At 33.8% G+C, this 22,284-nt stretch carries 23 protein-coding genes and 1 other annotated feature (1 of these 24 cut by a window edge); of the genes, 3 read left to right on the top strand and 20 right to left on the bottom strand.

From position 1 onward, the window contains the following. Window positions 1–134 (bottom strand) — a binding site (T-box leader); it reaches 92 nt to the left of the window's first position. 85 nt (window positions 135–219) lie between these two features. From I589_RS08835 to I589_RS08825, 3 genes are all read right to left on the bottom strand, one after another. Next, complete coding sequence (locus I589_RS08835) at window positions 220–405, bottom strand: hypothetical protein (protein ID WP_010768441.1); 186 nt, start codon at window positions 403–405, stop codon at window positions 220–222. A gap of 209 nt (window positions 406–614) precedes the next feature. Continuing rightward, window positions 615–2,699 carry a glucosaminidase domain-containing protein gene (locus I589_RS08830; RefSeq protein WP_010768442.1) on the bottom strand — a complete coding sequence of 695 codons (2,085 nt, stop codon included), beginning with the start codon at window positions 2,697–2,699 and terminating at the stop codon, window positions 615–617. 354 nt (window positions 2,700–3,053) lie between these two features. After that, a complete protein-coding gene (locus I589_RS08825; protein ID WP_010768443.1) occupies window positions 3,054–3,449 on the bottom strand; it encodes a hypothetical protein in 396 nt (131 codons plus the stop codon). Between the two features lie 522 nt (window positions 3,450–3,971). On the opposite strand from I589_RS08825, the gene I589_RS08820 reads away from it, so the two are divergent. Further along, window positions 3,972–4,544 carry a guanylate kinase gene (locus I589_RS08820; RefSeq protein WP_010768444.1) on the top strand — a complete coding sequence of 191 codons (573 nt, stop codon included), beginning with the start codon at window positions 3,972–3,974 and terminating at the stop codon, window positions 4,542–4,544. Window positions 4,545–4,585: 41 nt separating this feature from the next. Here I589_RS08820 and I589_RS08815 read toward each other — a convergent pair whose 3' ends face one another. The 10 genes from I589_RS08815 to I589_RS08770 all read right to left on the bottom strand — a co-directional run bounded on the left by I589_RS08815 (window position 4,586) and on the right by I589_RS08770 (window position 14,325). Next, the gene (locus tag I589_RS08815) at window positions 4,586–5,401 is read right to left on the bottom strand and encodes an ABC transporter permease subunit (protein WP_010768445.1); all 816 of its coding nucleotides are present in this window, start codon (window positions 5,399–5,401) and stop codon (window positions 4,586–4,588) included. Further along, a complete protein-coding gene (locus I589_RS08810; protein WP_010768446.1) occupies window positions 5,388–6,284 on the bottom strand; it encodes an ABC transporter ATP-binding protein in 897 nt (298 codons plus the stop codon). Before I589_RS08810 ends, I589_RS08815 begins: the two co-directional genes overlap by 14 nt. A 180-nt stretch (window positions 6,285–6,464) precedes the next feature. Further along, complete coding sequence (locus I589_RS08805; protein WP_034685077.1) at window positions 6,465–6,974, bottom strand: GNAT family N-acetyltransferase; 510 nt, start codon at window positions 6,972–6,974, stop codon at window positions 6,465–6,467. A gap of 94 nt (window positions 6,975–7,068) precedes the next feature. Next, entirely contained in the window at window positions 7,069–8,007 is a 939-nt protein-coding gene (locus I589_RS08800) for a sce7725 family protein (RefSeq protein WP_010768448.1), read from the bottom strand. 4 nt (window positions 8,008–8,011) lie between these two features. Then, complete coding sequence (locus tag I589_RS08795; RefSeq protein ID WP_010768449.1) at window positions 8,012–8,701, bottom strand: hypothetical protein; 690 nt, start codon at window positions 8,699–8,701, stop codon at window positions 8,012–8,014. A 429-nt stretch (window positions 8,702–9,130) separates the two neighbouring features. Continuing rightward, window positions 9,131–10,096 carry an ABC transporter ATP-binding protein gene (locus tag I589_RS08790; RefSeq protein WP_010768450.1) on the bottom strand — a complete coding sequence of 322 codons (966 nt, stop codon included), beginning with the start codon at window positions 10,094–10,096 and terminating at the stop codon, window positions 9,131–9,133. Next, the gene (locus I589_RS08785) at window positions 10,093–11,628 is read right to left on the bottom strand and encodes an ABC transporter permease/substrate-binding protein (RefSeq protein ID WP_010768451.1); all 1,536 of its coding nucleotides are present in this window, start codon (window positions 11,626–11,628) and stop codon (window positions 10,093–10,095) included. Before I589_RS08785 ends, I589_RS08790 begins: the two co-directional genes overlap by 4 nt. 155 nt (window positions 11,629–11,783) lie before the next feature. Next, the gene (locus I589_RS08780) at window positions 11,784–12,350 is read right to left on the bottom strand and encodes a nucleotidyltransferase family protein (RefSeq protein WP_010768452.1); all 567 of its coding nucleotides are present in this window, start codon (window positions 12,348–12,350) and stop codon (window positions 11,784–11,786) included. Between the two features lie 62 nt (window positions 12,351–12,412). After that, entirely contained in the window at window positions 12,413–13,144 is a 732-nt protein-coding gene (locus tag I589_RS08775; RefSeq protein ID WP_010768453.1) for a hypothetical protein, read from the bottom strand. Between the two features lie 35 nt (window positions 13,145–13,179). Next, a complete protein-coding gene (locus I589_RS08770; RefSeq protein WP_010768454.1) occupies window positions 13,180–14,325 on the bottom strand; it encodes a hypothetical protein in 1,146 nt (381 codons plus the stop codon). A gap of 494 nt (window positions 14,326–14,819) precedes the next feature. On the opposite strand from I589_RS08770, the gene I589_RS08765 reads away from it, so the two are divergent. Then, window positions 14,820–15,167 (top strand): PadR family transcriptional regulator, encoded by a 348-nt coding sequence (locus tag I589_RS08765; RefSeq protein ID WP_010768455.1) that lies wholly within the window; start codon window positions 14,820–14,822, stop codon window positions 15,165–15,167. Then, entirely contained in the window at window positions 15,154–15,966 is an 813-nt protein-coding gene (locus I589_RS08760; RefSeq protein ID WP_010768456.1) for a DUF1129 domain-containing protein, read from the top strand. Before I589_RS08765 ends, I589_RS08760 begins: the two co-directional genes overlap by 14 nt. A 172-nt stretch (window positions 15,967–16,138) precedes the next feature. Here I589_RS08760 and I589_RS08755 read toward each other — a convergent pair whose 3' ends face one another. The 7 genes from I589_RS08755 to I589_RS08725 all read right to left on the bottom strand — a co-directional run bounded on the left by I589_RS08755 (window position 16,139) and on the right by I589_RS08725 (window position 21,743). Beyond that, window positions 16,139–16,561, bottom strand: coding sequence for a helix-turn-helix domain-containing protein (locus I589_RS08755; RefSeq protein ID WP_010768457.1), 423 nt, complete (start codon window positions 16,559–16,561; stop codon window positions 16,139–16,141). Window positions 16,562–16,826: 265 nt separating this feature from the next. Beyond that, a complete protein-coding gene (locus I589_RS08750; RefSeq protein WP_010768458.1) occupies window positions 16,827–17,231 on the bottom strand; it encodes a GFA family protein in 405 nt (134 codons plus the stop codon). Between the two features lie 169 nt (window positions 17,232–17,400). After that, a complete protein-coding gene (locus I589_RS08745; RefSeq protein WP_010768459.1) occupies window positions 17,401–17,850 on the bottom strand; it encodes an 8-oxo-dGTP diphosphatase in 450 nt (149 codons plus the stop codon). 594 nt (window positions 17,851–18,444) lie between these two features. Then, window positions 18,445–19,620 carry an ABC transporter permease gene (locus tag I589_RS08740; protein WP_010768460.1) on the bottom strand — a complete coding sequence of 392 codons (1,176 nt, stop codon included), beginning with the start codon at window positions 19,618–19,620 and terminating at the stop codon, window positions 18,445–18,447. Further along, window positions 19,617–20,492, bottom strand: a complete 876-nt coding sequence (locus tag I589_RS08735) for an ABC transporter ATP-binding protein (RefSeq protein WP_010768461.1) — start codon at window positions 20,490–20,492, stop codon at window positions 19,617–19,619. Before I589_RS08735 ends, I589_RS08740 begins: the two co-directional genes overlap by 4 nt. Window positions 20,493–20,497: 5 nt before the next feature. Beyond that, window positions 20,498–21,232 (bottom strand): hypothetical protein, encoded by a 735-nt coding sequence (locus I589_RS08730; protein WP_010768462.1) that lies wholly within the window; start codon window positions 21,230–21,232, stop codon window positions 20,498–20,500. Beyond that, on the bottom strand, window positions 21,222–21,743 hold the full coding sequence (locus I589_RS08725) for an RNA polymerase sigma factor (RefSeq protein ID WP_345917500.1): 522 nt from the start codon (window positions 21,741–21,743) through the stop codon (window positions 21,222–21,224). Before I589_RS08725 ends, I589_RS08730 begins: the two co-directional genes overlap by 11 nt. Window positions 21,744–22,284 lie beyond the last annotated feature (541 nt).

Here is a 22,284-nt window from a genome sequence, read left to right as displayed (position 1 = left end):
GCTACCCGAAAATTGCCTACTTATCGACAATTACCCTCAAAGGCCATTTTCCATTTTACCTCATTAACTCTTCACACCAACCAGAGTCTCTCTTGAAAATTAATAAAATGTACTTTCCTTCTCACTGGAAATTTATATTTCTTATTGATCTATAATTTACATGAAAACAGATTAGATGTCAAACCTTTTTTTAAATTATAAAAAAAAGACTAGCTTAAACTAGTCTTTATCATGTGTAATAAAACGAATTTGTCTTTTTTCATCTCTTCTAAGAATTGTTTCTTCATGTAAGTATTGGAATGTTAACTCATCTAATGAGGGATTTTCCAACATAGTTTCATAGCCGATAAAAATATCTCGAATATATTTTTTATAGGCAGTTTTCTTTTTCAAACGTTTATTCATTTGGCACCGTCCTTTACCACTTAATAATAGCAATAGTTGTACGATGAAACAACTATTATTTAAGCTTTTTTATCACTACTTTTAGACTGATCGATTTAACGGCAGCCAGACAAATATACTTCTCTTTTTTAACCAAAAAAACCTGCCTAAAATTGGCAGGTTAACGTTTATTCTTATAAATCAACGGTTATCTCACTGTGTTTGTCGAATTATTTTGGTGCGATATAATCAACTAGATCTGATTTAGCAATTGACATCGGAATAACACGGTAAGAAACTACATCGGGACTAACAACATTCCCTTCAGAAACAAGTATTCCATCTGTTCCTACAGCTTCAACAAAGGCTACGTGTCCGTAGACAGAGCTTGATCCTGCAACACCTGGATGGAAGCTAATTGCATAACCAACTGTTGGCTCATCTGTTACTTCATAGCCTAATGCAGCACCTTTAGCACCCCATTCGCCACCATTTCCCATATATTCATCTACTGTTTTTCCTAGTTGAGCAAAACGATTATACACATACCATGTACATTGTCCTATAGGATATGATCCTGAAGCATTATAGTTTACCCCATCAAAATCTGGATAAATCATTTGTTCACGGTAAGCATTTGGAATTTGATCACGTGCTTCAATAATCATACTTGTTTGTGTTTTCACACCCTTAGATTTATCTGGCTCATCAAAGCGTGTAAGGTTATATGCAGCAATAATTGAATTAAGTTTATTACTATATTGTGTATCCGTTGCATATTTTCCAGTCAAAGCAGCAGTTGCCTGCAAATAATTTTTGGATTCAGAGCGCCATACACCCTTATAAAAATCACTATTGCCAGAAATCCCTTGACGAAGTAATTTTACATAATCAGAAAGGGAATCACGATAACTTGAATAACTTCTAAATGCAGATTTGATTTCATATAAATTGCCTTTTCCGTCATCTTCATTTGTCGTAAATACAGCAGATTGCCCATTAAATGATCCTTTAATACCAAATAAGTTATAGTGTGGTGCGCTTGATAAACCGCTGCTGCCAGATCCGCTCTCTAAAATGGCTTGAGCAATCATGACTGAAGCAAAAACGTCATATTCCAGTCCTAATTTTCTAGCATCTTCACCAATAACCTCGATAAAGTTTTCAGTGGTTGGATTTTTTTGGAAATCTAACGTTGCAGCATATGTTTTAACTACTTTTTCACCATAGTCATTTAATTTTAAATGTTTCAGTACATCTACCGCATATGAAGGTTGTTCATCTTTTTTTGTTTTTTCATTCTTGATGACCACTGCTTCAATTTTTACTTTGTTATCTTCTTTTTTCTTCGCTTGAGTATCTACATAAATGACTTTTTGTTGACCTAAATAAATGCCAACTTTTGTCACTTTCCCATCCTTTTCCCAGAAAAGTAAATCTCCGGGTTTCGCCGTAGCTGTAGCGATTTTTGTTCCAAACTCAACTTGCTCTTCCAAAGTTTTTCCTATGGAAGTAGTAAATAATTCACTATAAATAGAATCTATAAAGAGAACATTATCAAAAGAATCTGGTCCTTTTGCATCTTTTTCATACGGTTTGTTTAATTGTTTTAGTGATTCTGCAATAACAGCAGCCATCTTCGTATTATTTAAAGAACCTAAAAGAGGCAACTCATAACCATTTAAGTCTGAATCTGTCAGACTATCAACCTGTAGAGAACTATCTAATATTGCATTTCCATCTGAGTTAACCACTGGCCCTGATGGAATAGTCACAGGTTCATTAGAAGTACTTGGTTTTGTATCACCAGACGTGTTCGAACCTGTTGATTGATTAGTTGAACTAGAACTTGTTGAGTTACTTGAACTACTTGAGCTAGAATTTGTCGAGCTGCTTGAACTAGTTGTTGAATCTGTAGTTGTACTTGAATCAGTTGTTGAGGTTGAATCTGTTTCAGTAGAATCAGTTGTTTCTTCCGGTTGTGTAGACGTGCTCGTCTCACTAGATTCCGTTGATGATTCTGATTCGCTAGGTTCTGTTGGCACCTCATCTGAAGATTCTTCTGGTAAATCTGGTGTGCTTGGTTCAGTTGGTTCAGCAGGTGTTGATTCATCTCCTGGTTCCTCAACTGGTACCTCAGTCCCTTGCTCAACTTCTGAATTTGGTGTTTCACTTTGTTCTGCAGTACTGGTATTTAATGTATTTGCTAAATTTTCAACATTCGCAAATGCTGGTGCAGACTGAGTAAATACTACTGCGACTGCACTAAATACAGCGATTGATTGTTTGAAGCGCAGACTGTTACGTCTAGTCATTTAAAATTTCCTCCTTTTTAAGAATAATTCTCCTTTGGATATATAATAACATATTTTATCCTGCCAGAAAAATTTTTTTACTGAAAAAAACAAATTATTTCCTTACGCAATAGCAGAAAAGCGTTTTTTTTATTACAAGAAATAGATAACTTAGCAAAGTTATGCCTAACTTATTCATCTAAATCGTATAATTTAACCTTCACAAAGTAACTTACGCAAAAAATGTTTTTCTTTTTTTAAAACATAAAAATGCTAGGAAACAACCTATTAGTTAAAGTCATTTTCTAGCATTTTTTTATAGATAACTTTCCATTTTTAAAAGGTTCCATTAGTTCCTCATCATTAAAAATAAATTTACATCATTCTAGCTTTTTCCAATTCTTTTTCTGCAATGATATTATTTAACAAAAGATATTGATCACAATCAAATTGTGTTTTTGAGTCAATAAATGCTAAGTAGTCCATGTAATCTTTCTCAATTCGTTGATCAAGCTCATTTAACTGGTCATTGTCACTATCAAATTCGTCTTCTGTTAAATAAAAGACACAAAGATTCAGTTTTCCTTCTTCTTTGATAATTGTTTTCAGACTCTCCACGCAATTACTGGGTGTGATTGCGGCCATCAACTGATTTACTTTTTTTGAAATTTTCTTAAATTTATCAACTAGAAAATACTCTCTTTCAGAAGCAATTTCACGATCCATTCTTTCAGTAAAATAGGCTTCCAAGTCTAAATCCCATAAATACATATAATTTTCCCCCTAATATGAACGATCTCAACTGCCCAAACAATTGATAACTGTGTCTGTACTATCTGTTAAAAGCCTACACCCCTATAAGCTAAAAACATTCTGATAATACAAAAAAATGACCGTTTTATTTTTCTAAAATTTGAAAAAGTAAGCATCCCGATCTATCACTTAATCTTTCTTCTAGATACTACATATATTAGCCTACAAAAGCCAGTTTTGTAAATCAATTCTTTTGTTTTATTTGAAAATGATTAAGTATTTTAAACTATGAGGATAAATTAGAAATAACGATCTTTTATTGTATACATTGTAAAATCAACGTTTGTTCTCTATTTTTAGAAACAAAAAAATTTAAATAGTCATTTTTAGTACAGACAATCTCCAGAAATAGACAACTTTATTCTCATTAAAAATAAAGAAAAGTGATCATTTTTTATATCTTCTACACTCTTCTTTGTCTCAAATTCAAAAAACAGGTATACTGATAGAATGAAACGGTCTATATAAAGGAGGATTTTTTTGAAAAACCATTGCTATATTTTCATTGGACCCAGTGGATCAGGAAAAACAACACTTGCTAGTCATGTCTTTTCAGAGAATCAAAAGATTATCTCCTATACTACGAGACCCATTCGAAAGGGTGAACAAAATCAAAAGGACTATTATTTTGTTTCAAACGAACAATTTGAACAAATGATTCAAGCCGATTCCTTTGCAGAGTATGACATTTATGGTGATTTCTATTATGGTGTCACAAAAGAGACACTAGAAGAAAAATTAGCGACTGATAACTGCTACGATGTCCTTACTTCTACTGGTTTTTGGACTCTTTATAAAAAGTATGGTCAACAAATCGTTCCTATATTTTTGACGATTTCCAAAAAAACGATGATTGAACGTTTACACATTCGAAACGAAAAAAAAGCAGAACTTGACAAACGTATTGCACTATTTGAAGAAGATTTAAAGAATAAAAAGGATCTTTTAACGATTCCTGCTGCAATTTTTTTAGATGCAGAAAAGCCCTTAAACGAATTAAAAACAACGCTTCTCTCTACTATTGATACACAACAAAAAGAAACAAGAAGATAACTGTGCATTTTTCTCAGTCAGCTATCTTCTTGTTTCTTCTCTTACACATGCAAATCTTTTTTTTGATATAAATAGAGGCTCGCTATAAGAAACAGCACAATGAACACAGCGATTACCCCGCCATAATGCAATTTATCTTGAATAATTATTGCTGGAATACCTAAACTTATTGGTGAAATATTTTTCAGTTTTTCCAAATTGGGTAATAATCCCGAAATAATTCCTACTAAGTAAAAACCAAAAACGATGCCTAATGAAAGCCCAGATGCTTGTTTGCTTGAGGTCAGCATCGTTGAAAATAGAAAGCCTAAAGCTAAGAAAAAGAGTAAAATAAGAAATTCACCTAAAAATACACGATTTAGTTCCTTCATAAATTCTCCGAGACTATCCCCTTGCTGCTTTGTCCCTAAAAAGACCACTAGTGCACTTCCCCACGAAATAAGCCAGAAAATAAGCAGCTTACATGCGTGGGCAAAAAATTTCTGTAAAACTATTTGAACGCGTGTTATCGGTTGAGCATATAAAAACTCAATGGTTCCATCAGACTCTTCTTTGATTAGTGCATTACTTCCAGATAGACTAGCAAATATACAAGCAGCAATAAACATATACTGAAAATAGTAACCAAAAAAGCCTGTCGCAGTCATAAGACTTGCCGGACCACTACTAATAATATTAAATGATTTTAATAGTTCAGGAGAAAGTCCCTTTAGCATTTGATCCATAGTTGTTCGCATTTCAGGTGTATACATTTGAGGGTAGATAATCCCAAATATACTAATCAAACTGACGAATAATACGGACCAAATCACTAGACTTTTCCGAAAACTCCTCCACTCCAATCTAAAGAGAATCATCTTGGTTTCCCCCTTCATATAGAGACATAAATTGATCCTCTAAGTTTGGTACAGTTACAGAAAAATCTTCAATACTTTTATCTGAAATAAGAGCTATCAGCTGTTGTTTGGATAGATTTACCAACAACCGAGCAGAGTTATCCTCTTGTTTTAATAACTGTATTCCTGGAATCTTAAAAATCCTAGGGTCTAGATGACTACCTGACAGCTGGACAATTTTACCAAGCGAACGTTCACTTTGAATATCTTGGACAGTAATAATCTTTCCTTGACGAATAAAGGCTGCTGAATTTGCATGCTGCTGAATTTCATTTAAGTCATGACTTGATAGAAATATCGTCATTCCTTCTTTGTTTTTTTGCTCAATTTCTTCAAACAAACGATGCTGCATCAACGGATCAAGTCCATTAGTAGGTTCATCTAGGATTAACAGCCTCGGTTTTATGAGTAAAGCCGCTACGATAGCAATCTTCTTTTTATTTCCAAGAGATAGCTCAGCAGATTTCTTCTTGGGATCTATATCAAATTTTTCTATATAGTAATCAATCGTTTTTTTCATATTTTTTATCTGATGAAAATCGCAAACAGTCTCTAAAAGTTGATAGGTATTCATCTGAGGATAAAAACGCACATCACTAGAAACATACCCCGTCATTTCTCGGATTTTCTTTGCGTCACGTACACTATCTAAACCAAAAATTTCCGCTGTTCCTTCATCCGGATAAATAAAATTCATTAATAGTTTGATTGTTGTTGATTTCCCAGCACCATTTGGTCCAATGAATCCGTAAATTTCTCCTTCTTCTATGGAAAGTGAAACATTATCAATCGCAGTTTTTTTCTTATATTTTTTCGTCAGGTTTTGAGTATAAATAGCCTTCATTCTTGCTGTCCCCCCTACTTAAAATCAATTAATTACCAATAGTATAGCACGATTTATTTTAGCGTCTATTCATATGTTAGATTAGATGGTTTTCCTCTGAATAAAAACAAAAAAACCTATCAAAGAACGTTCAATACTTAGTTGGTTTCGCTCATTTTGATAGGATGATGATTTTATTTATTATTCAGTAAATTGATAGGCTTTTCTTTCGCCATCAGGAATGGGAAATTCAATCATTCCTTGATAGGTAAATCCGCTAGAAAATATTGCTTTTTCCATAATAACATTTGCAGGATAAGTGTCTATCCGAACATCTTTTATTCCTTCTTTTTTTGCTATAGAAACAAGCCCATTTAATAACTGTTTGGCAAGTCTATTTCCTCGAATCGTTCCATCAATTGCGACACGATGGATAGAGACATAGGCAGTGTCTGTTTTTTTCCATGTACCTGTAATCGCAGTATACACTGGATCAATCCCTGAAACTAGAGCAGCCGTTCCTACAATTTGATTATCAGCAATCAAAAGATAGCTCTCTTCTTTTTCGATGTCACGAAGAATTGTTTCTTTTTTCGGACCATGCCCTTTTTGCCACTGTGGAGAGCCTTGCTGTTTCAGAAATTCTTTGGCTTGTTCAATTAACTGCATGATTTTCTCACAGTCTGCTTTTTTTGCTTTTCTTAATGAAATCTCCATTTCAAGTTTCCTCCAACCACTATTATAAAAAAAGTATAGCAAACACTATCGCCAAAAAACAAGTCGTTTTCCTCCGAGGCACCCGCTCTCATTCGTCAAGCGATTTCGATCTATTTCTCCAATGCTCTCCTTCTTCTAAATAAGCACTAATTAATTCTAGATGGTGGAGTAAACTCCATTTTTTTATACTTCCTAACCCTGGAAATTTTTGAAGTATTTGATAATTCAGTAATTCTTTCATCCCTTCGGTAATCAACAACTGATCCGCATGTTTTCTCGTCCATACTGAAAGTTTGGTCAATGCCTCAAAAAACTTTTCTGATTGGTTTCCCCAAGTATCATTACTATCTGATGAAAAATGCTTTATACGAATATTTCCGTAAGCATCGAAGTACGTAAGGTGTAAAACAATTGCCACACTAGGAAATCCTTTGTCCGAATAAAAACTTTCGTCAATTGTATAATCAGAGAAACCAGAAAAACCGTCTTCTTGATAATATAAATGATGATCCGAATAAAAATCATCAGATTTGAACCAATAGTCACTACTTCTTTTCGGTAAATGAAATGCATCATTTATAATAATTTTATTTTCAGGAAACCAAATACGAAATCTACTCTGATCGGGAATAAGTTTTTTCCCTTCCAAACCGGCAAACTTTTGAAGTGTACTAGTTGAACTGACAGGCTGTGCGGCATCAAAAATATACAAAGGAGCGTTCCTATTTAAAGAATCAATGGCATTCTCCTCAGTGACAATCCTTGCAGACTGAACAGCCTGATTTTCCAGAAGCGACCACGTATGAACAGGTTCTTCAAATAATCTATATTGTCCTACCTGAGGATTTTGAATTACATACAAAGGTTGATTTTTTTGTTGAAAAAGTAAAATCGTTTTTTTAATTGTTGCCGAATCCTTCACAGGCTCAATGATAGGTTGGACTTTTTTTGAAAGAAGCTTACGATTTACAGCTTCATTTAGAGCAAGTAAATCAAATTGTTTGCCTCTTAAATAAGGATAATACATACGCTCACTCCAAAGGCTCTGTTGCACGTCTGCGAACAGTCTGCCGATTCTTTAGAAATTCGTAATCTTTTTTTAATGCGGTTAATTCTTCTGTCAGCTCTGTTACCGCTTGGTTCTCCAGCTCTTCCTTAAATGTTTCGTAAAGCAGAGATTCTCCAGCTACACCCAAAAAAGTAGTACGATTTTTCAATTCTTTATACAATTCTTCTGTAGGAAAATAGCGAACTCCTTTTTCCATTCGTTTAGCTTTTCTTACTTCTCTAAATAATGACGCCATAAACCGATTCGTTAGCGCTTCTTCTTCTACTTCCAACTCTTTTCGTTGCGGTTTTTTCACTATGCTAAACGTTCCTGGTACATCTGTTTTTTCTTCTGAGACGTACGGACGATAAACTAATACACCAATCTCGCGTGGAATTTCCTCCATCACTTGTTCGTATAATGATTTGGGTAAAACATAATAGTTATAATGTCCGATAAATGAAAGCTTGGCTGCAGAACGAAAATCTGCCTTAGATACTTTTAACTCATAACAACGCCATTCTCTTTTTCCGTCTGGGAACATAAAACAACTCAATGTGTCAACAATTCCCTTATCCTCTGGCATCGTTACCTCCTCAACAACTACTGCCCCTAGCTCCACACAATAGGCATACAACGAAAGCTCCATTTCAATTGTCAGCGTCGTTTTCATTTCTCATCACCTCATACGAACATATTTTCGCTTCTACTGTATCATATTTAGTCTGAAAAAAATAGAGGACAGACTTGTCCACTATATAATTTCTCTCTATTAGTTAGTTTTTTAAGAGACTGACTCTAATTCCAGCTTCTCCATAGGTATAAATCTGTCTACACGCCACTTGCTTAACTCTCTTTTAGACAAACTGTATAGATGTAAAAAGCACTGGTGCTCAAACTGCCCGTTTTATTTTTTCATAAAACTATATCCGCTTTTTAGACGAATAAAAATACTCGTAAAATGCAGATGCTTTCTAACTATCATGCATCATTTTATTGAAACAAAAACTAGTAGGCTTGAGCGATATTTTTTTGAACTTACTAGTTTTATACGGATTTCTTTGGGTTTCTTCTTTTGTATACTATCGCGTTCATTTCTCTCTTAACCGTCTTCTCTCTCACTTAAAAATGCAAATACGTCACTTTGAGTGAGTTCTCCTATATACTCTCCTTTGTCATTTACAATTGAAACAGCAGGTTCTTTTGCTAACAAAGAAAATAACTCACCCAGTTTAGCTGTTTCGCAAATACATAAGGAATGTTCTACTAATTTTTTCGCCGAAGCTTGCTTTTGACTCATCAGCTCTTTAACAGAAATAGCTGAAAGCGAGCGGTTTTCCTCTGTTTCTTCAAAGAACGTTTGAACGAATTCATTTGCTGGTTCTTTTTGGATTTTATCAGGTGTATCACATTGAACCACTTGTCCATTCTTCATGACAGCTATTCTGTCCCCTAGCTTAATGGCTTCATTCATATTGTGTGTAACAAAGACAATTGTATTTTTCAATTCTCTTTGGAGATTAATCACAAGCTCCTGTAATGAAAGTCGAGAAATTGGATCTAATGCACTAAATGGTTCATCCATTAAGATTAGGTCTGGCTGTGCGGCAATAGCTCGTAGAATACCAATTCTCTGTTGCTCTCCTCCCGAAAGTTCCTTGGGCATCCGCTCTCGATAAAGAGCCGGCTCTAAGCCAACCTGTTCTAATAACTCATCCACTCGTTCAGAACGTCTTTCTTTTTTCCACCCTAATATTTCAGGGATTACTTCAATATTTTCTTTAACTGTCATTGTTGGAAATAAAGCAATCTGCTGAAGAACATACCCCATTTGCCAACGCATTTTTTGAATATCATAGTCAGTGAGTTTCTGATGTTTAAAATAAATATCACCTTCAGTAGCTGTGGACAACCCATTAATCATTTTTAGTGTTGTTGTTTTTCCACTCCCAGAAGGACCAACTAAAACAAAAATTTCATTTGGAAGAATAGACAGATTGAGGTCTTCAATAATTTTTTTCTCTCCATAGGATTTTCCTACATGTTTGAATTCAATGATTGGATTCACTTCTTCTCCTCCTCTAACAATCCTTCTTTAACTAAGAAATCATGCGCCACCTTTTCTGGCGACTGATTTTCTACGTTCACTAAATAGTTCAGCTCACTCATTTGCTGTTCTGTAATCTTTCCAGATAATTGGTTCAACGCTTCCACAAGCTCTGGCATTTCTTCAGCGGTTGTTTGTTTCATTAACGGAGCGCCTTGATACGGAGGAAACAAGTGTTGATCGTCTTCGAGTCGAACAAGATCATATTCTTTTAATTCACTATCCGTAGAATAGGCATCAATTACATTTACCTCTCCATTATTTATTGCCTGATAACGAAGAGCTGGTTCCATCGCTTGCGTATCAAAACTCATCTGATACAACTCCTGAATTCCTTTATAGCCATCAGAACGATCAATAAATTCTAGTGTAAATCCTGCATGAATTTTATTTTGAATCTTTGCTAAATCAGAAATTTTTGTTAGCTGATTTTCTTCTGCAAATGTCCGTTTTACAGCTAACGCATACGTATTCTGATAGGTCATCGGCTCAAGAAATGTCATCGCGTATTGTTGTTCAAGCAATTGTTTAGCTTTTTCATACACCTCTTCTGAAGAGTTTGAAGGCTTCTCAGAGTCTTTAAGCGTTACTAAACTTTCTAAAACCGTTCCAGTAAATTCAGGATATACAGTAATCTGATCATGTTGTAGTGCGCTGAAGAGAAAATTTGTTTTCCCAAAGTTACTTTTTAGCTCTACTTCTATTTTAGGGTTGCGCTCCTCAATTAATTCTTTATACATGTGAATAAGAATATCCGGTTCAGCTCCAAGTTTCCCCGCAATAACTACAGTTTCTTTTGAAAAAAGAGTACTTTGACTGATACCAATTCCTGCAAATCCAATCAATAAAAATGCAAGGGTGAATAACGTTACTCGAGGTTTTCTTTTTTGTAAAAATCGTATGAGTGAACTAACCAGAATAGCTAATAAAGCAGCACTCATCGCACCAATTAAGGTTAGCGTAGGATTATTTCTATCTATCCCTAATAAGATAAATGTGCCCAGCCCCCCTGCACCAATAAGTGCCGCTAAAGTTGCTGTTCCGATAATCATAACGAGTGCTGTCCGAATTCCTGAGACAATTACAGGTAGTGCAATTGGTAGCTCTACTTTTATTAATCGTCGAAAACGGGACATTCCAAATGCAATGGCTGCTTCTTCAATCGAAGGATCAATTTCTGAGAGTCCAATATACGTATTTTGAAAAATAGGCAGTAACGCATAGACGATTAAGGCAATTAATGCAGGCAGTGTCCCAATTCCCACGAATGGAATGAGTAGCCCTAATAATGCAAGTGAGGGAATAGTTTGTAACACACTAGTAACTTGCAGCATCACCTCTGCTGCTTTTTTTCGGGTAGACAACATGATAGCTAGTGGAATTGCAATAACTATCGCACCAATTAAAGCGGCCAAAGAAATAGCTAAATGCTGAAAAATTGCTGTGACCAGCTCTTCTTTTCGTTCATTCAGTGTTTGAAAAAATAATGACATATACAACGCTCCTTACTGACAATAAGTTTAAGTATGAAGCAAACAAACGTTCGTTTCAACAATAACGACTTCAATAATTATTTTTTCAATAAAAAAGCTTAGAAAAAGTCAGGTTCCCCCTTCTTTTTCTAAGCATTCTCTTAATCATTTTCCATTTATAGATTATCAATTTCTATAATCTGAATTTTTTCCCACGTTTTTTTCCAATTTTTTTGTCGAACACGCTTTTGATAAATTTTCCCTCTAACAACGGATTCTTTGAAATGCGGCGTTGGCTGAACAATAAAATGAACCATATCTTCAATACCATGGGGAGCCATCAACTCCAGCTGATTTCCATTTAGTCTAGCAGCAATAGATGTACAGGTTTCTGGAAATTTTTCAATCGCATCATAACTGTCTTTATAAGGAAGTGTTTCCGGATTGTGAATGTGCATATAGACCTCATTTTTAAGTTCCCAATTCCAGTTAGGATACGTTTTTTTCAACCACTTTTCAATCTGTAAGGTCTCTTCATAGCTAACGGTTGGATCAAAAAAAACCACATCTACATCATTGGTTGTATCCAGCTCGTTCATTCCAGATAGATAATTCCAAATAAAATTTCGAATGGTTCCTGCACATAACCAACAGTCTCGTAATTGAAGTGCCTCTATAATCGTCAGTATCTTTTTCAATTGAGCATTTTCTATGAGAAGCTGTTTCAATTCCTCTTCATTCATAATCGTTAACATCTCCATTTAGATTGTTTTATTCGTTCGCTTATTAAGCAATACACGTTCATTCAGTTCTTCTTTCCAATGATAATTTCTGTCCAGCCCAATTTTAATCCGGCATGAATGGCAACATTGATGGATTGAACATGCGAAAATTGAGTAGAATAAATCGGTAGTACATCAGGATAGTCGGTTTGAATTTTAGCAACAAGCTTTCTTACCAGTTTACTTGCAAGGTATTTTGGTCCACCGTCCTCTATCCGTTCAATTCCAATCTCCCACGTATATTTTCCTTGATGATTCGCTCCACCCATCGCAAGTAACTTTCCATTTTCAGTATAAGAAAGGCCAAGTTTGTCTGGATCATCCTCAGAATAACAAAAGGACTGCCGAATTCGTTTATCATTTTTAAAAGCAGGTATCTCTTTTTCAGAATGGAATTGGTAATTTTCTTTAGCTATATCATCAATCACTTGACCATCGGGAATGAAGAAAGGAACAATCGATTGAATTTCTAAGTCATACTTAGAAAGTATTTGATTAAGTGCATACAAATTGGACATTTCGCAAAACCATTCAGCCTTTACTGATGCATATTTTTCTCTAAGTTCCTGGGTCAATGCAACATTGGTTGTTCGGCAAAGCAATCGTCCATTTTGGCAAACAAGATTGCCTTCATTTCTTGCATGATAACGTGAATCGCTCGTTCCTTTATAAGTTGTAAAAAAAGAATCTGGTAAAGCAATCGTCTCTGGACTGCAGTGAAAATCAATTGCTAGTTGTTTATATATAAGTGTCATTAGTATCTCCTCCAATTATTCACACTAAGCTACTATTATCTAAAATAGTCTTCACATATTTTTGTTGCTTGAGGTGACTCATAATCATCATAAATTAGAAAATCCAACATAATCTTCTCAATTTCTAAAGAACGCGCTTGCCTTGCTAAAAAATGAAAGAATCGCTCTCTCAAAGATTTATAAGGGTACGTAGTGGAAATAATTGCATACAGCTCCTTTAAGCGTTCAGGGAAAAAATAAGCAACCAAATGAATAAACTGATCCATCTCCCCTTCTTGTGGTATCATTTTTCTTTCGAGAATTGCTGTAAAATAAGAAAGTAGTTCTTCTTGGCTGTTCATTTCTTTTTCATCAATAAAATTTTGGAGAAAGCAAAATTCTGAAATCGTTGGTATTTCTGGAAATCTCTTTTTAGGGAAAACACCTTCATTTTTTTTCCAAAGAGGCTGCCCCTCTATGTATGGCTCAATAACAAAACAATCGAGCGGTTGATTTCTTTCGTAAGCAATCATTGCTTTGTGATGTCCATCTAACAGACAGCCAAGAAACCCACAAAATCCCCAAACAACACCATAGCCCAGCATATCTTTTTTTCTATACTCCTTAAGCGTATCTTCATTTAATCGTTCTTTTTCTTGCGTGGGAAGCATATAAATAGTTGATGCTTCTACTGTCATCGGTTCATTGTCCATAAACTCATAATAGCTATCTGCCGATGCGGTTAGGCTGCCTGAAAGAAAATCAATAAAACAAGCTTGTTCGCCATAGGTTGGAAATACTTTTCGTAAAGAAAGTGTGTAAGAGCCAGATGGTAAAAGTTCAAGTAATGGTTTGTTCGCTTCAATAATTTCCTGAAAGATACTACTTTTTCCCATCACTTGCCGATAGTTCGATAGCTGTTGAAGAATCTCTTCCTCCAAATTATAAGCATATCTTCTAATCAGTCGCTCACAAGTAGGACACCAGTAGTTTTCGTCTGTAGCAGAATAGAGTATCTTTTCTTTATATGTAAATAATAAATCCATCGCATACTCATTACTTGATTGATAATCATTTTTTGTCCATTCATTTTTTAAGATATTCCGTCCTTGCTTTACCTGTATCACTACAGAATCTTCTATTTGCAGTAAATGAAAATTTGTTGATGTTATCGGATGGACCTGAGTAATCTTAGGTTTCATTTCTTTCACCTCAGTTTCTTGCAAATATTTATACGGGCAAATAGAGCCTTTTCTTTTTTTTAATCAATAGACAACCTATGATAGCTTTTATTAAACATTTCTATCTGTTTCCCATATTTCCTTATAGTATATCACTAAATTTTCAAATCATTTCCGTATAAATTAATTCTTCTGTTTTGGTTACAAAAAAATTATTGTCTGAGGTATCTCTGGATCTGAACAGACTATTTTAAATGTCACTTTCATTTTTTTGATTCTTGGCAAAAGGTTGGAAATATAGAACAGCTCATTTTTCTCAAAACTTTTGATTTAGAATAAGGGTCTTTAGAAATCAAAGGAAAAGCGATGACTCTGCTAGTGAATTTCTCTGTATTTATTAAACTAGTCAAAAGGAAGTTTTTCAGTAGTTAATTATTTTTAGCTATTATGCTTTACAATATAGTGAGCATCGTTTATCATTACCTTGTAAAGCATAATAGTAAGAGGTGAGAAAATTGCCAAGTAAAATAGATTCGCAAATGCTTAAAGGAGTTCTAACAGGAAGCATCCTTTCATTACTCTCAAAAGAAGAACTTTACGGCTATAAACTAAGTGAACGGCTATCAGAATATGGTTTTACAAATATTTCAAACGGAACTATTTATCCATTACTGCTAACCCTTGAAAAAAAGAAACTAATTATTGGTAATATGCGTCCATCAGAAAATGGGCCTATGCGGAAGTATTACTCGATTACAGCGGAAGGTTTAGAGGAGAAACAAAAATTTATTACCCAATGGAAGACATTATCAACGAGTGTAAATCAATTAATCGAAAGGAATGAACGCAATGAAGACGAGTGAACTCATCAAAATAAATGAAGCTCTTCAAAATGAACTTACTACTGAAAATGGACAATTTTATGAAAATCTAATTATCTATGTACGAACAAAGTCGCTAATAAGAGATGAACATAAATCTGAAGAAATGTTATTAGAAATCCTTCAAGATATCGTCGACGCTCAAGAAAAAGGAATTTCAGCTGAAGAATACTTTGGTCAAAACCCTAAATATCTTGCAGATGAACTAATTCAAAATTTGCCTATTAATCTTTTTGACACGGTTAAACTCATTTTAACTGGATTTGGCTGTTACTTACTTTTTGCATTAATTCCATCATTTATCACTCCCGATAAAAAAATTGATGTTGGCAGTTACTTAATAGCCGGTATTTTTGCAACAATTTGTATCTTTGGAATACTCAGACTCTTAGGGTATAGTGTGTATCAATACAAATCAAAGCGAGCTAAAATAAGTTTATATATGTTCTTTATCATGAGTTTTTCACTGATGATTCTTATTTTGCTCTTCATAAAAACACCTTTACAACTTTCAATCCAGGGTAACACAGGGATTGTTCTTATCGTTGCTTGTTTGATTCTTCTTTTGTACTTATTTATAAGTCAACAAGAAAAATCTAGCTGGATTCCTTTTATCCCGCCAGTGCTTATGTTCTCAATTTTAGGTATTCTTTACAGAGTTCCTGCAGCAGTCTCTTATTTTAATACTTCAACTGGGAAATATGTTGTGGTATTTGTCCTTGTTCTTGGATTATTCATACAATATGTCGGAATTTTTTACTATACAAAAAAGAAAAAATAGCTAACAAAAAAACATCATCTAGTTTAAAAGTAGGATAAACACTTGCTTTTATTCCTCTAGGTGATGTTTTTATGAACAAGCAAAAATGAAAGCTCATTTGTTAAAACAGGGGGCTGATATTGAATAAACAATACTAATTATCTCCATTTTTTTTGCTAGTTCCCCCTTTTGGTTAATTGATTGTAGTTTTTTTTGTCCGTTTTTTAAGAAATAGAACGCCATCAATAATCATAAAAAAAGAAACTACTAGGATAAATATACTGACTTCTTTTTCTCTTAGCAGATACCAAGTAAACTCGTAGATAATTCCTAGACTCCCAAGCAATAAGAATAGACAATTCATGTACAGATCTAGTTTATTCTCAACTTTTTTCTCTAAAAGTCGTTCTTTAAAATCGATATCCTCTTTAATCAATTCATCTAAAGAAAGTTCAAATTTATCTGAGAGAGTAATCAAATTCCCAATATCTGGATATCCTTTTTGCCGTTCCCAATTTGAAACCGCCTGACTAGAAACATTTAATTGCTTAGCAAGTTCACTTTGTGTCAGATTATTTTGCATGCGTAAAAATTTAATTTTTTCTCCAATTTGCATAAAATTTTCCCCAATCTCTATAATTTTCTGTTGTCATATTACCTGTTCTATCACTTATTCACAATAAATAATTTCTTTCTTAGACTAAAGTATTACTTGAATCCTTATTAAATCAGGCAATTTATTGTTTTCTTACAGGTAATGCCATAAATAAAAAAATTCCGACAAAAAACCTTTGTACTGATTTTTAAAATCCAATACAAAGGAGAGCGCTTAGAGCATTTATTTATGATATATAAATTTTGTTTGCAGGATAAAACATTAATTATTGAAAGTCTGCTTCAGTAAATTTTTTTGTTTCACCAACATATTCATAGTAACAAGGTTTGTTATCATAATAAATTTCTGCAGTCATACTTACTTTTTCTTCAGGTAAATCATCGATAACTCCCGCAGGAATAAAAAATTTATTCTCTGGAACAAAATAGTAAAAAAGACTCGTGCCACAACACTGACAGAAACCTCTCTGCCCTGAATCTGAGGAATGATAGATATGAAGTGCCGCATTTTCTGTCAACGTTATCCCACCAACACATTCCATTCCTAGAAACCCACTGCTACCCATCATTTTTCTACACATAGAACAATGACAGACTTCAATAGAAAGATTTTTTAGTGAAACAGAAAAAGAGATTGCTTTACACAGACATGAACAATGGTACGTATTCAAGAACTCACCTTCTCAAAGTTTTCTAACAGTGTAACACAAGATTATTAGAACCAAAAACTATCATGGAAAAATGACTCATTTTCCTTACTTTCTCTATGGCGTACACTATGCAGTGATTAATCAAAGTTTTTTAATTTAAGAGAAACTCCCTCTCCTAGAAAACTGCTTTTTATTTCAAAAGAAGACTCCGTGTCCCATCTGTTCCAGTTGAATAAAAAAATTCTGAAAGCGCTGGGTCATCAAACACGTCTAACATTTCAAGAAAGTCTGATGCCAAAGAATAGGTGTGAAGCTCAGATTTTTTCACCCAAAATACGGGTCCCTCTTTTGAATTCGTTACAATCCCCTCATAGCTCGTTGCTTTATATAAAAATACGACATATCTTTCGTCTGTATTTGTTTGGAATTGCTTCACACCACATAAAGCAGGCTGTTGAATGGTTAACCCCGTTTCTTCTTTTACTTCCCTTATCACAGAATCCACAAACGATTCACCTTTTTCAACATGTCCCCCAGGAAAAGTTACACCTGGCCAATCCTTTTTCAGTCTTTCTTGAACGAGGACCCTCCCCTCACCATCTTCAATCATACACATATTCGTAAAAATTGCTTTTTCCATTGGTAAATCCTTTCTGAATGAGTTTATTGATAGTTTAAATACACAAACTTTTGTCGGTAGAATTTTTCTTATTCTCCCCCATTTTCTTCTGTTACTCTCATTAAGTTTATATCCTTGTTGATTATACCATTGTTTAACATAGCTTCTACACTGGAAATATGATTTTTTTACTCGCTACTTGAGAGTGGGACATAACTAATTAAGTTGTTCCTCACCTTCGTAAAATCTTAATAAAGGTTGGGAACAGAAGTAACTCATCTCCACTGCGTTTCGCTCTCAACAACTTCTACGCATGGAACATGCTAGAGTTGAAGGCTTCGAAAATAAGCTGAATTTTCCAAAGATTTGAGGAGCAATCTTCGTGAATTCCTTCTTATTTCTTGAAGCTGAACACTTCTATCTCGACCTCTTTTTATCATCAATCTTCTCCTTGGTAAACAAAAGAACCTCCTTTTTTCAGTAAACGAAGGCATTTACCAAAAAATAAGAGGTTCTATAGTACGGAAGAATTAGATATGTTCATTTAACATTTATTGTTTTGCTTACTAATAAATAAGAAGTTTCACCTACCTTTGCTTACTTTAATGTATTACGCTATGCATATCGCCACGCTTTCATCCGAAGATAAATCATCCCTTCAGCTATTATTTTAACTACGAGTAAGGAGATGATTATTAAAGCTGAATTTTCCAAAAAAGAATTGAAAATAAAATTATCTGAGGAAAGAATGCTTAATATTTGATTAGGACTGGCAAAATTCATCGGAAATAGATATAGCAGTTCATTTACTATTCCGGTTTTGATCAATTCTTTTAAAAAATAAGGAAGAAAGAACAAGCCTAAAGAAATTGAAAAAGCAGCCATAGGCGATTTTGCCATAGACGATACAAAAGTAGTAATACTTGCTGTAAACAAAAGACCCGTAAGTTGTAAACCTACAATAAAGGCATACACTTGCCAATGATTCCAGTCCATTGGAAAATGAAACAAATTCATTGATAAGTTTGTTTGAATATTTGAACTACCACCGTTTATATCAAACATTGCTGAGAAAACAACAAAATTTAATATCTGAAAAAAGAAAAATAATAACACTGAAATTAGATTCCCTACACCAATTTTAGCGATGTTTAACTTTGTTCGCCCAAGTTTAGTAGAAAATAAAAGCTGATTAATCTGTGTACTTGTATCATTAGAAAAAAGTAGCGAACAAATGAATACAACAAGAAGATTACACAAGATAAATAAGTTTCCTATTACTCGGAAAAAATCACTCCAGGGGATATAATTACCAAACTTTAACGGATGATGAAAGGTTTTAAAGCCAATAGAGTCTACAGAATTCAGCTCCAGATTGAGATTGCTTTCTGTTACTTCTTTTCCAGAATTCAACAACTCATTCAAATATGTTGACAAATTCTCTGGACCCATTTTTAAAAATGTTTGCGCCACTTCCCAGTAAAATAGATAAAAAGGTCCTTCTCCAGATGCAAATCCTTTGTCTTTTAACTCTTCACTTGTTAACTTCACATAATCATTCACTATTTTTTTTACCATTCCATCAGTCAAATCCCCTGTATACTCCATATTAATTTTATTGTCAATTGTTGAATAGCCCTTTTCACTGTTACTTGTTTGACTCATATGATTTTGACTATAGTTATACCCAATAAAAAATATTCCTCCAGAAATAATCAGACTAACAACTAATGCCCCTATAACAGTTTTATTCTTAATAATCTTAGACCATTCATAGCTAAAAAGGCTCATAGTTCAACTACATCCTCTCGAAAATAGTAAAGATATAAATCTTCTAATGTTGGTGGAACAGGCTGCGCATTTTCAACTGGCATTTCTTGGTTCACAATCCTTAGAACCATACCATTTTCTGTATGTTTCTGATTACTAATGGTATATATCTGCATCAATCGTTTTACTGAAGACTCTGGAACAAGGCATTCCCATACTGCACCCTGTATCTCTTTTAGTAGTTCACTTGCTGTTCCACGGGTTTCTAAATTTCCACGTTTTAAAACTAAAATTTCATCTGCAATGTACTCAATATCAGAGACTATATGCGTTGATAAAATCACAATTTTTTCTGTTGAAAAAGAAGAGATTAAATTTCTAAAACGAACGCGCTCTTTAGGATCAAGTCCAACTGTAGGCTCATCTAAAATTAATATTTCTGGATCATTAATCATTGATTGGGCAATACCTAGACGCTGCTTCATTCCACCAGAATACTCTTTAATTTTTTTGTTTTTGACCGCTTCTAAACCAACCAATTTTAGTAGCTCAACACACCGCTTTTTTGCAGTATTATTGTTTAGCCCTTTTAATGCTGCAATATACCGCATAAATTTTAATCCTGTAAATTCATCGTAGTAGCGAAAGTCCTGTGGTAAAAAACCTAAGATACTTCTATAATTATCTGCTTGTTTAAGTATCTCTTGCTGATTGTACAAAACACTTCCTTTAGTAGGCTTTAATAAACCACAAAGAATCCGAAAGAGGGTTGTTTTTCCAGCACCATTTGCACCTAATAATCCGTAAACGCCCGGTTTTAACTGAAATGTGACGTTGTTAAGTACTGATGTCCCTTCATATTCTTTTGAAATATTTTTTATAGTCAATTCCATTTAATCTACCTCCAAATATTTGTTTTTACTTGCATATAAATAACAAGAATTAAAGCAATTAAAGTTACTGCTAGCGAGCTGCTCCAATAATAAATATTAAGTTTATAAACATCAAAAAAAGTCACTACAAAAAGTGTTCCCGCGCTAATCATTCCTGCAATAATCCATAAAGAAAAACGGCTGATACTATTGCGCCACATCGTCACCGTTGAAAAAATCAAGAGACAGAAAATGTTATAGGGAACCAGTAAATAGAGTGTCAGGTGAATAATTGAAAGTGCCAATGCAGCTTTTGCCACCAGCGAAATAAATAAAATTATCAGTAAATCTAAGAAACCGAATATCATAAGCTTTACTAGCGTATGTTGTCTCAAATCGTACTTAAAGCTTTGTTCCAGTGCCCACATCCCTGAGATGAAGCTTTTATAAATTTCGTCTAAAAAGAACAGAATGGAAAAAATCAAACAGATAAGATAACTATTGATAATTGTTTTCGACGAAGACTGATCAAACACATGAGACATGGTTGTTACAAGAATTAAAAGGACTACCAAAAACTGCATTAACCACGTTTTGATTGAGATAAATCGAATCGTTGACATAGCTAAGTTTACATAGGAATGACGGGTTAATTGATTCTTAAAAAGTTCCTTTTTCCCCTGTTCTATTATAAGTTGACGTCTTTTATTATCAGAAAAAACAAAGGTATTCAATAATTTTTTTTTGGTCTCATTGGACATTGTCAAACTCCTTTCTGTTAAGGATTCCTTCTAATTTTTTCATTCCTTGGTGAATTCTTGATTGAGTAGTCGGAACAGATGTACCCATAATTTTAGCAATTTCTTTCACTTTAAAATCATAAAAATATTTTAATAGAATTGCTTCTTTCTGATTCTCATTTAGCTGATCTAATGCTTGCTGAACAAGCTGCTCCTCTTCTTGAATCACCAAAGTATCTCTTTTTCGTTCTTCCTTATCAAAATACAAGTAATCTTCTAATTGTTCCTCCTTAAATTTCTTTTTTGAAAAATGATTTCGACAGGTGTTTACAGCAATCGTGAAGAGATAGTTATGGAATTTTCCAGTGAAACGATAACGATTGATGTTTTCAATTAATTTCAAAAATATATCCTGTGTCAAATCAGCAGCCAGCACCCGATCTCCAAAACATCGCCGAACACAATAAGAAAAAATTCGGTCGTAGTATTTATTTACTAAAAGCTCCCAAGCATCCGTGTCACCATTCTTAATTTTTTGTACTAATAGATAATCTTTAATTCATTTCACCCACCTTCTACATTTCATTCTTCACTAGTAATAAACAAATCAAAAGAGAAAATCATTTAAACTAAAAAATAATTTTAAAAAAACTATCTAGTGAAAAATTGATAGTTTGTCTGGTTATTTTCTAAAACGAGTCATTTAAACATCATTTAGTTACGGAATAATTCTTTTAATAAAAAACAGCCTCTAAAAGTTAGACTCTTTTACTAACTTTTAGAATTCGGTCTTTTAAACGTTAACAATAGTAAGTACTTGATTGTTTCAGAATTTGCCTCATCATAAGCTTTTTCACCCTCAATAATAGTAGTTGAACTATGTATTAAGCAAACGTTAATTGATGACTATTCCAGATGAAATTAGGCTATTCACCTTTCACTTTCCATCCTTTCGATTAATAAAAAAGTTCCCATAAAATTAATTATGAGAACAAATAATCATCAGATTTAAGTAAAACAAAGTTAGAAAAACAACCAGCAATCTTTTTATTCGAATTAAAAAATAGCGGCTT

This window comes from Enterococcus phoeniculicola ATCC BAA-412 (assembly GCF_000407505.1).
GTDB lineage: Bacteria > Bacillota > Bacilli > Lactobacillales > Enterococcaceae > Enterococcus_K > Enterococcus_K phoeniculicola.
Note: the sequence above shows the minus strand (reverse complement) of the source record. Positions and strands in the feature narration are given on the sequence as shown.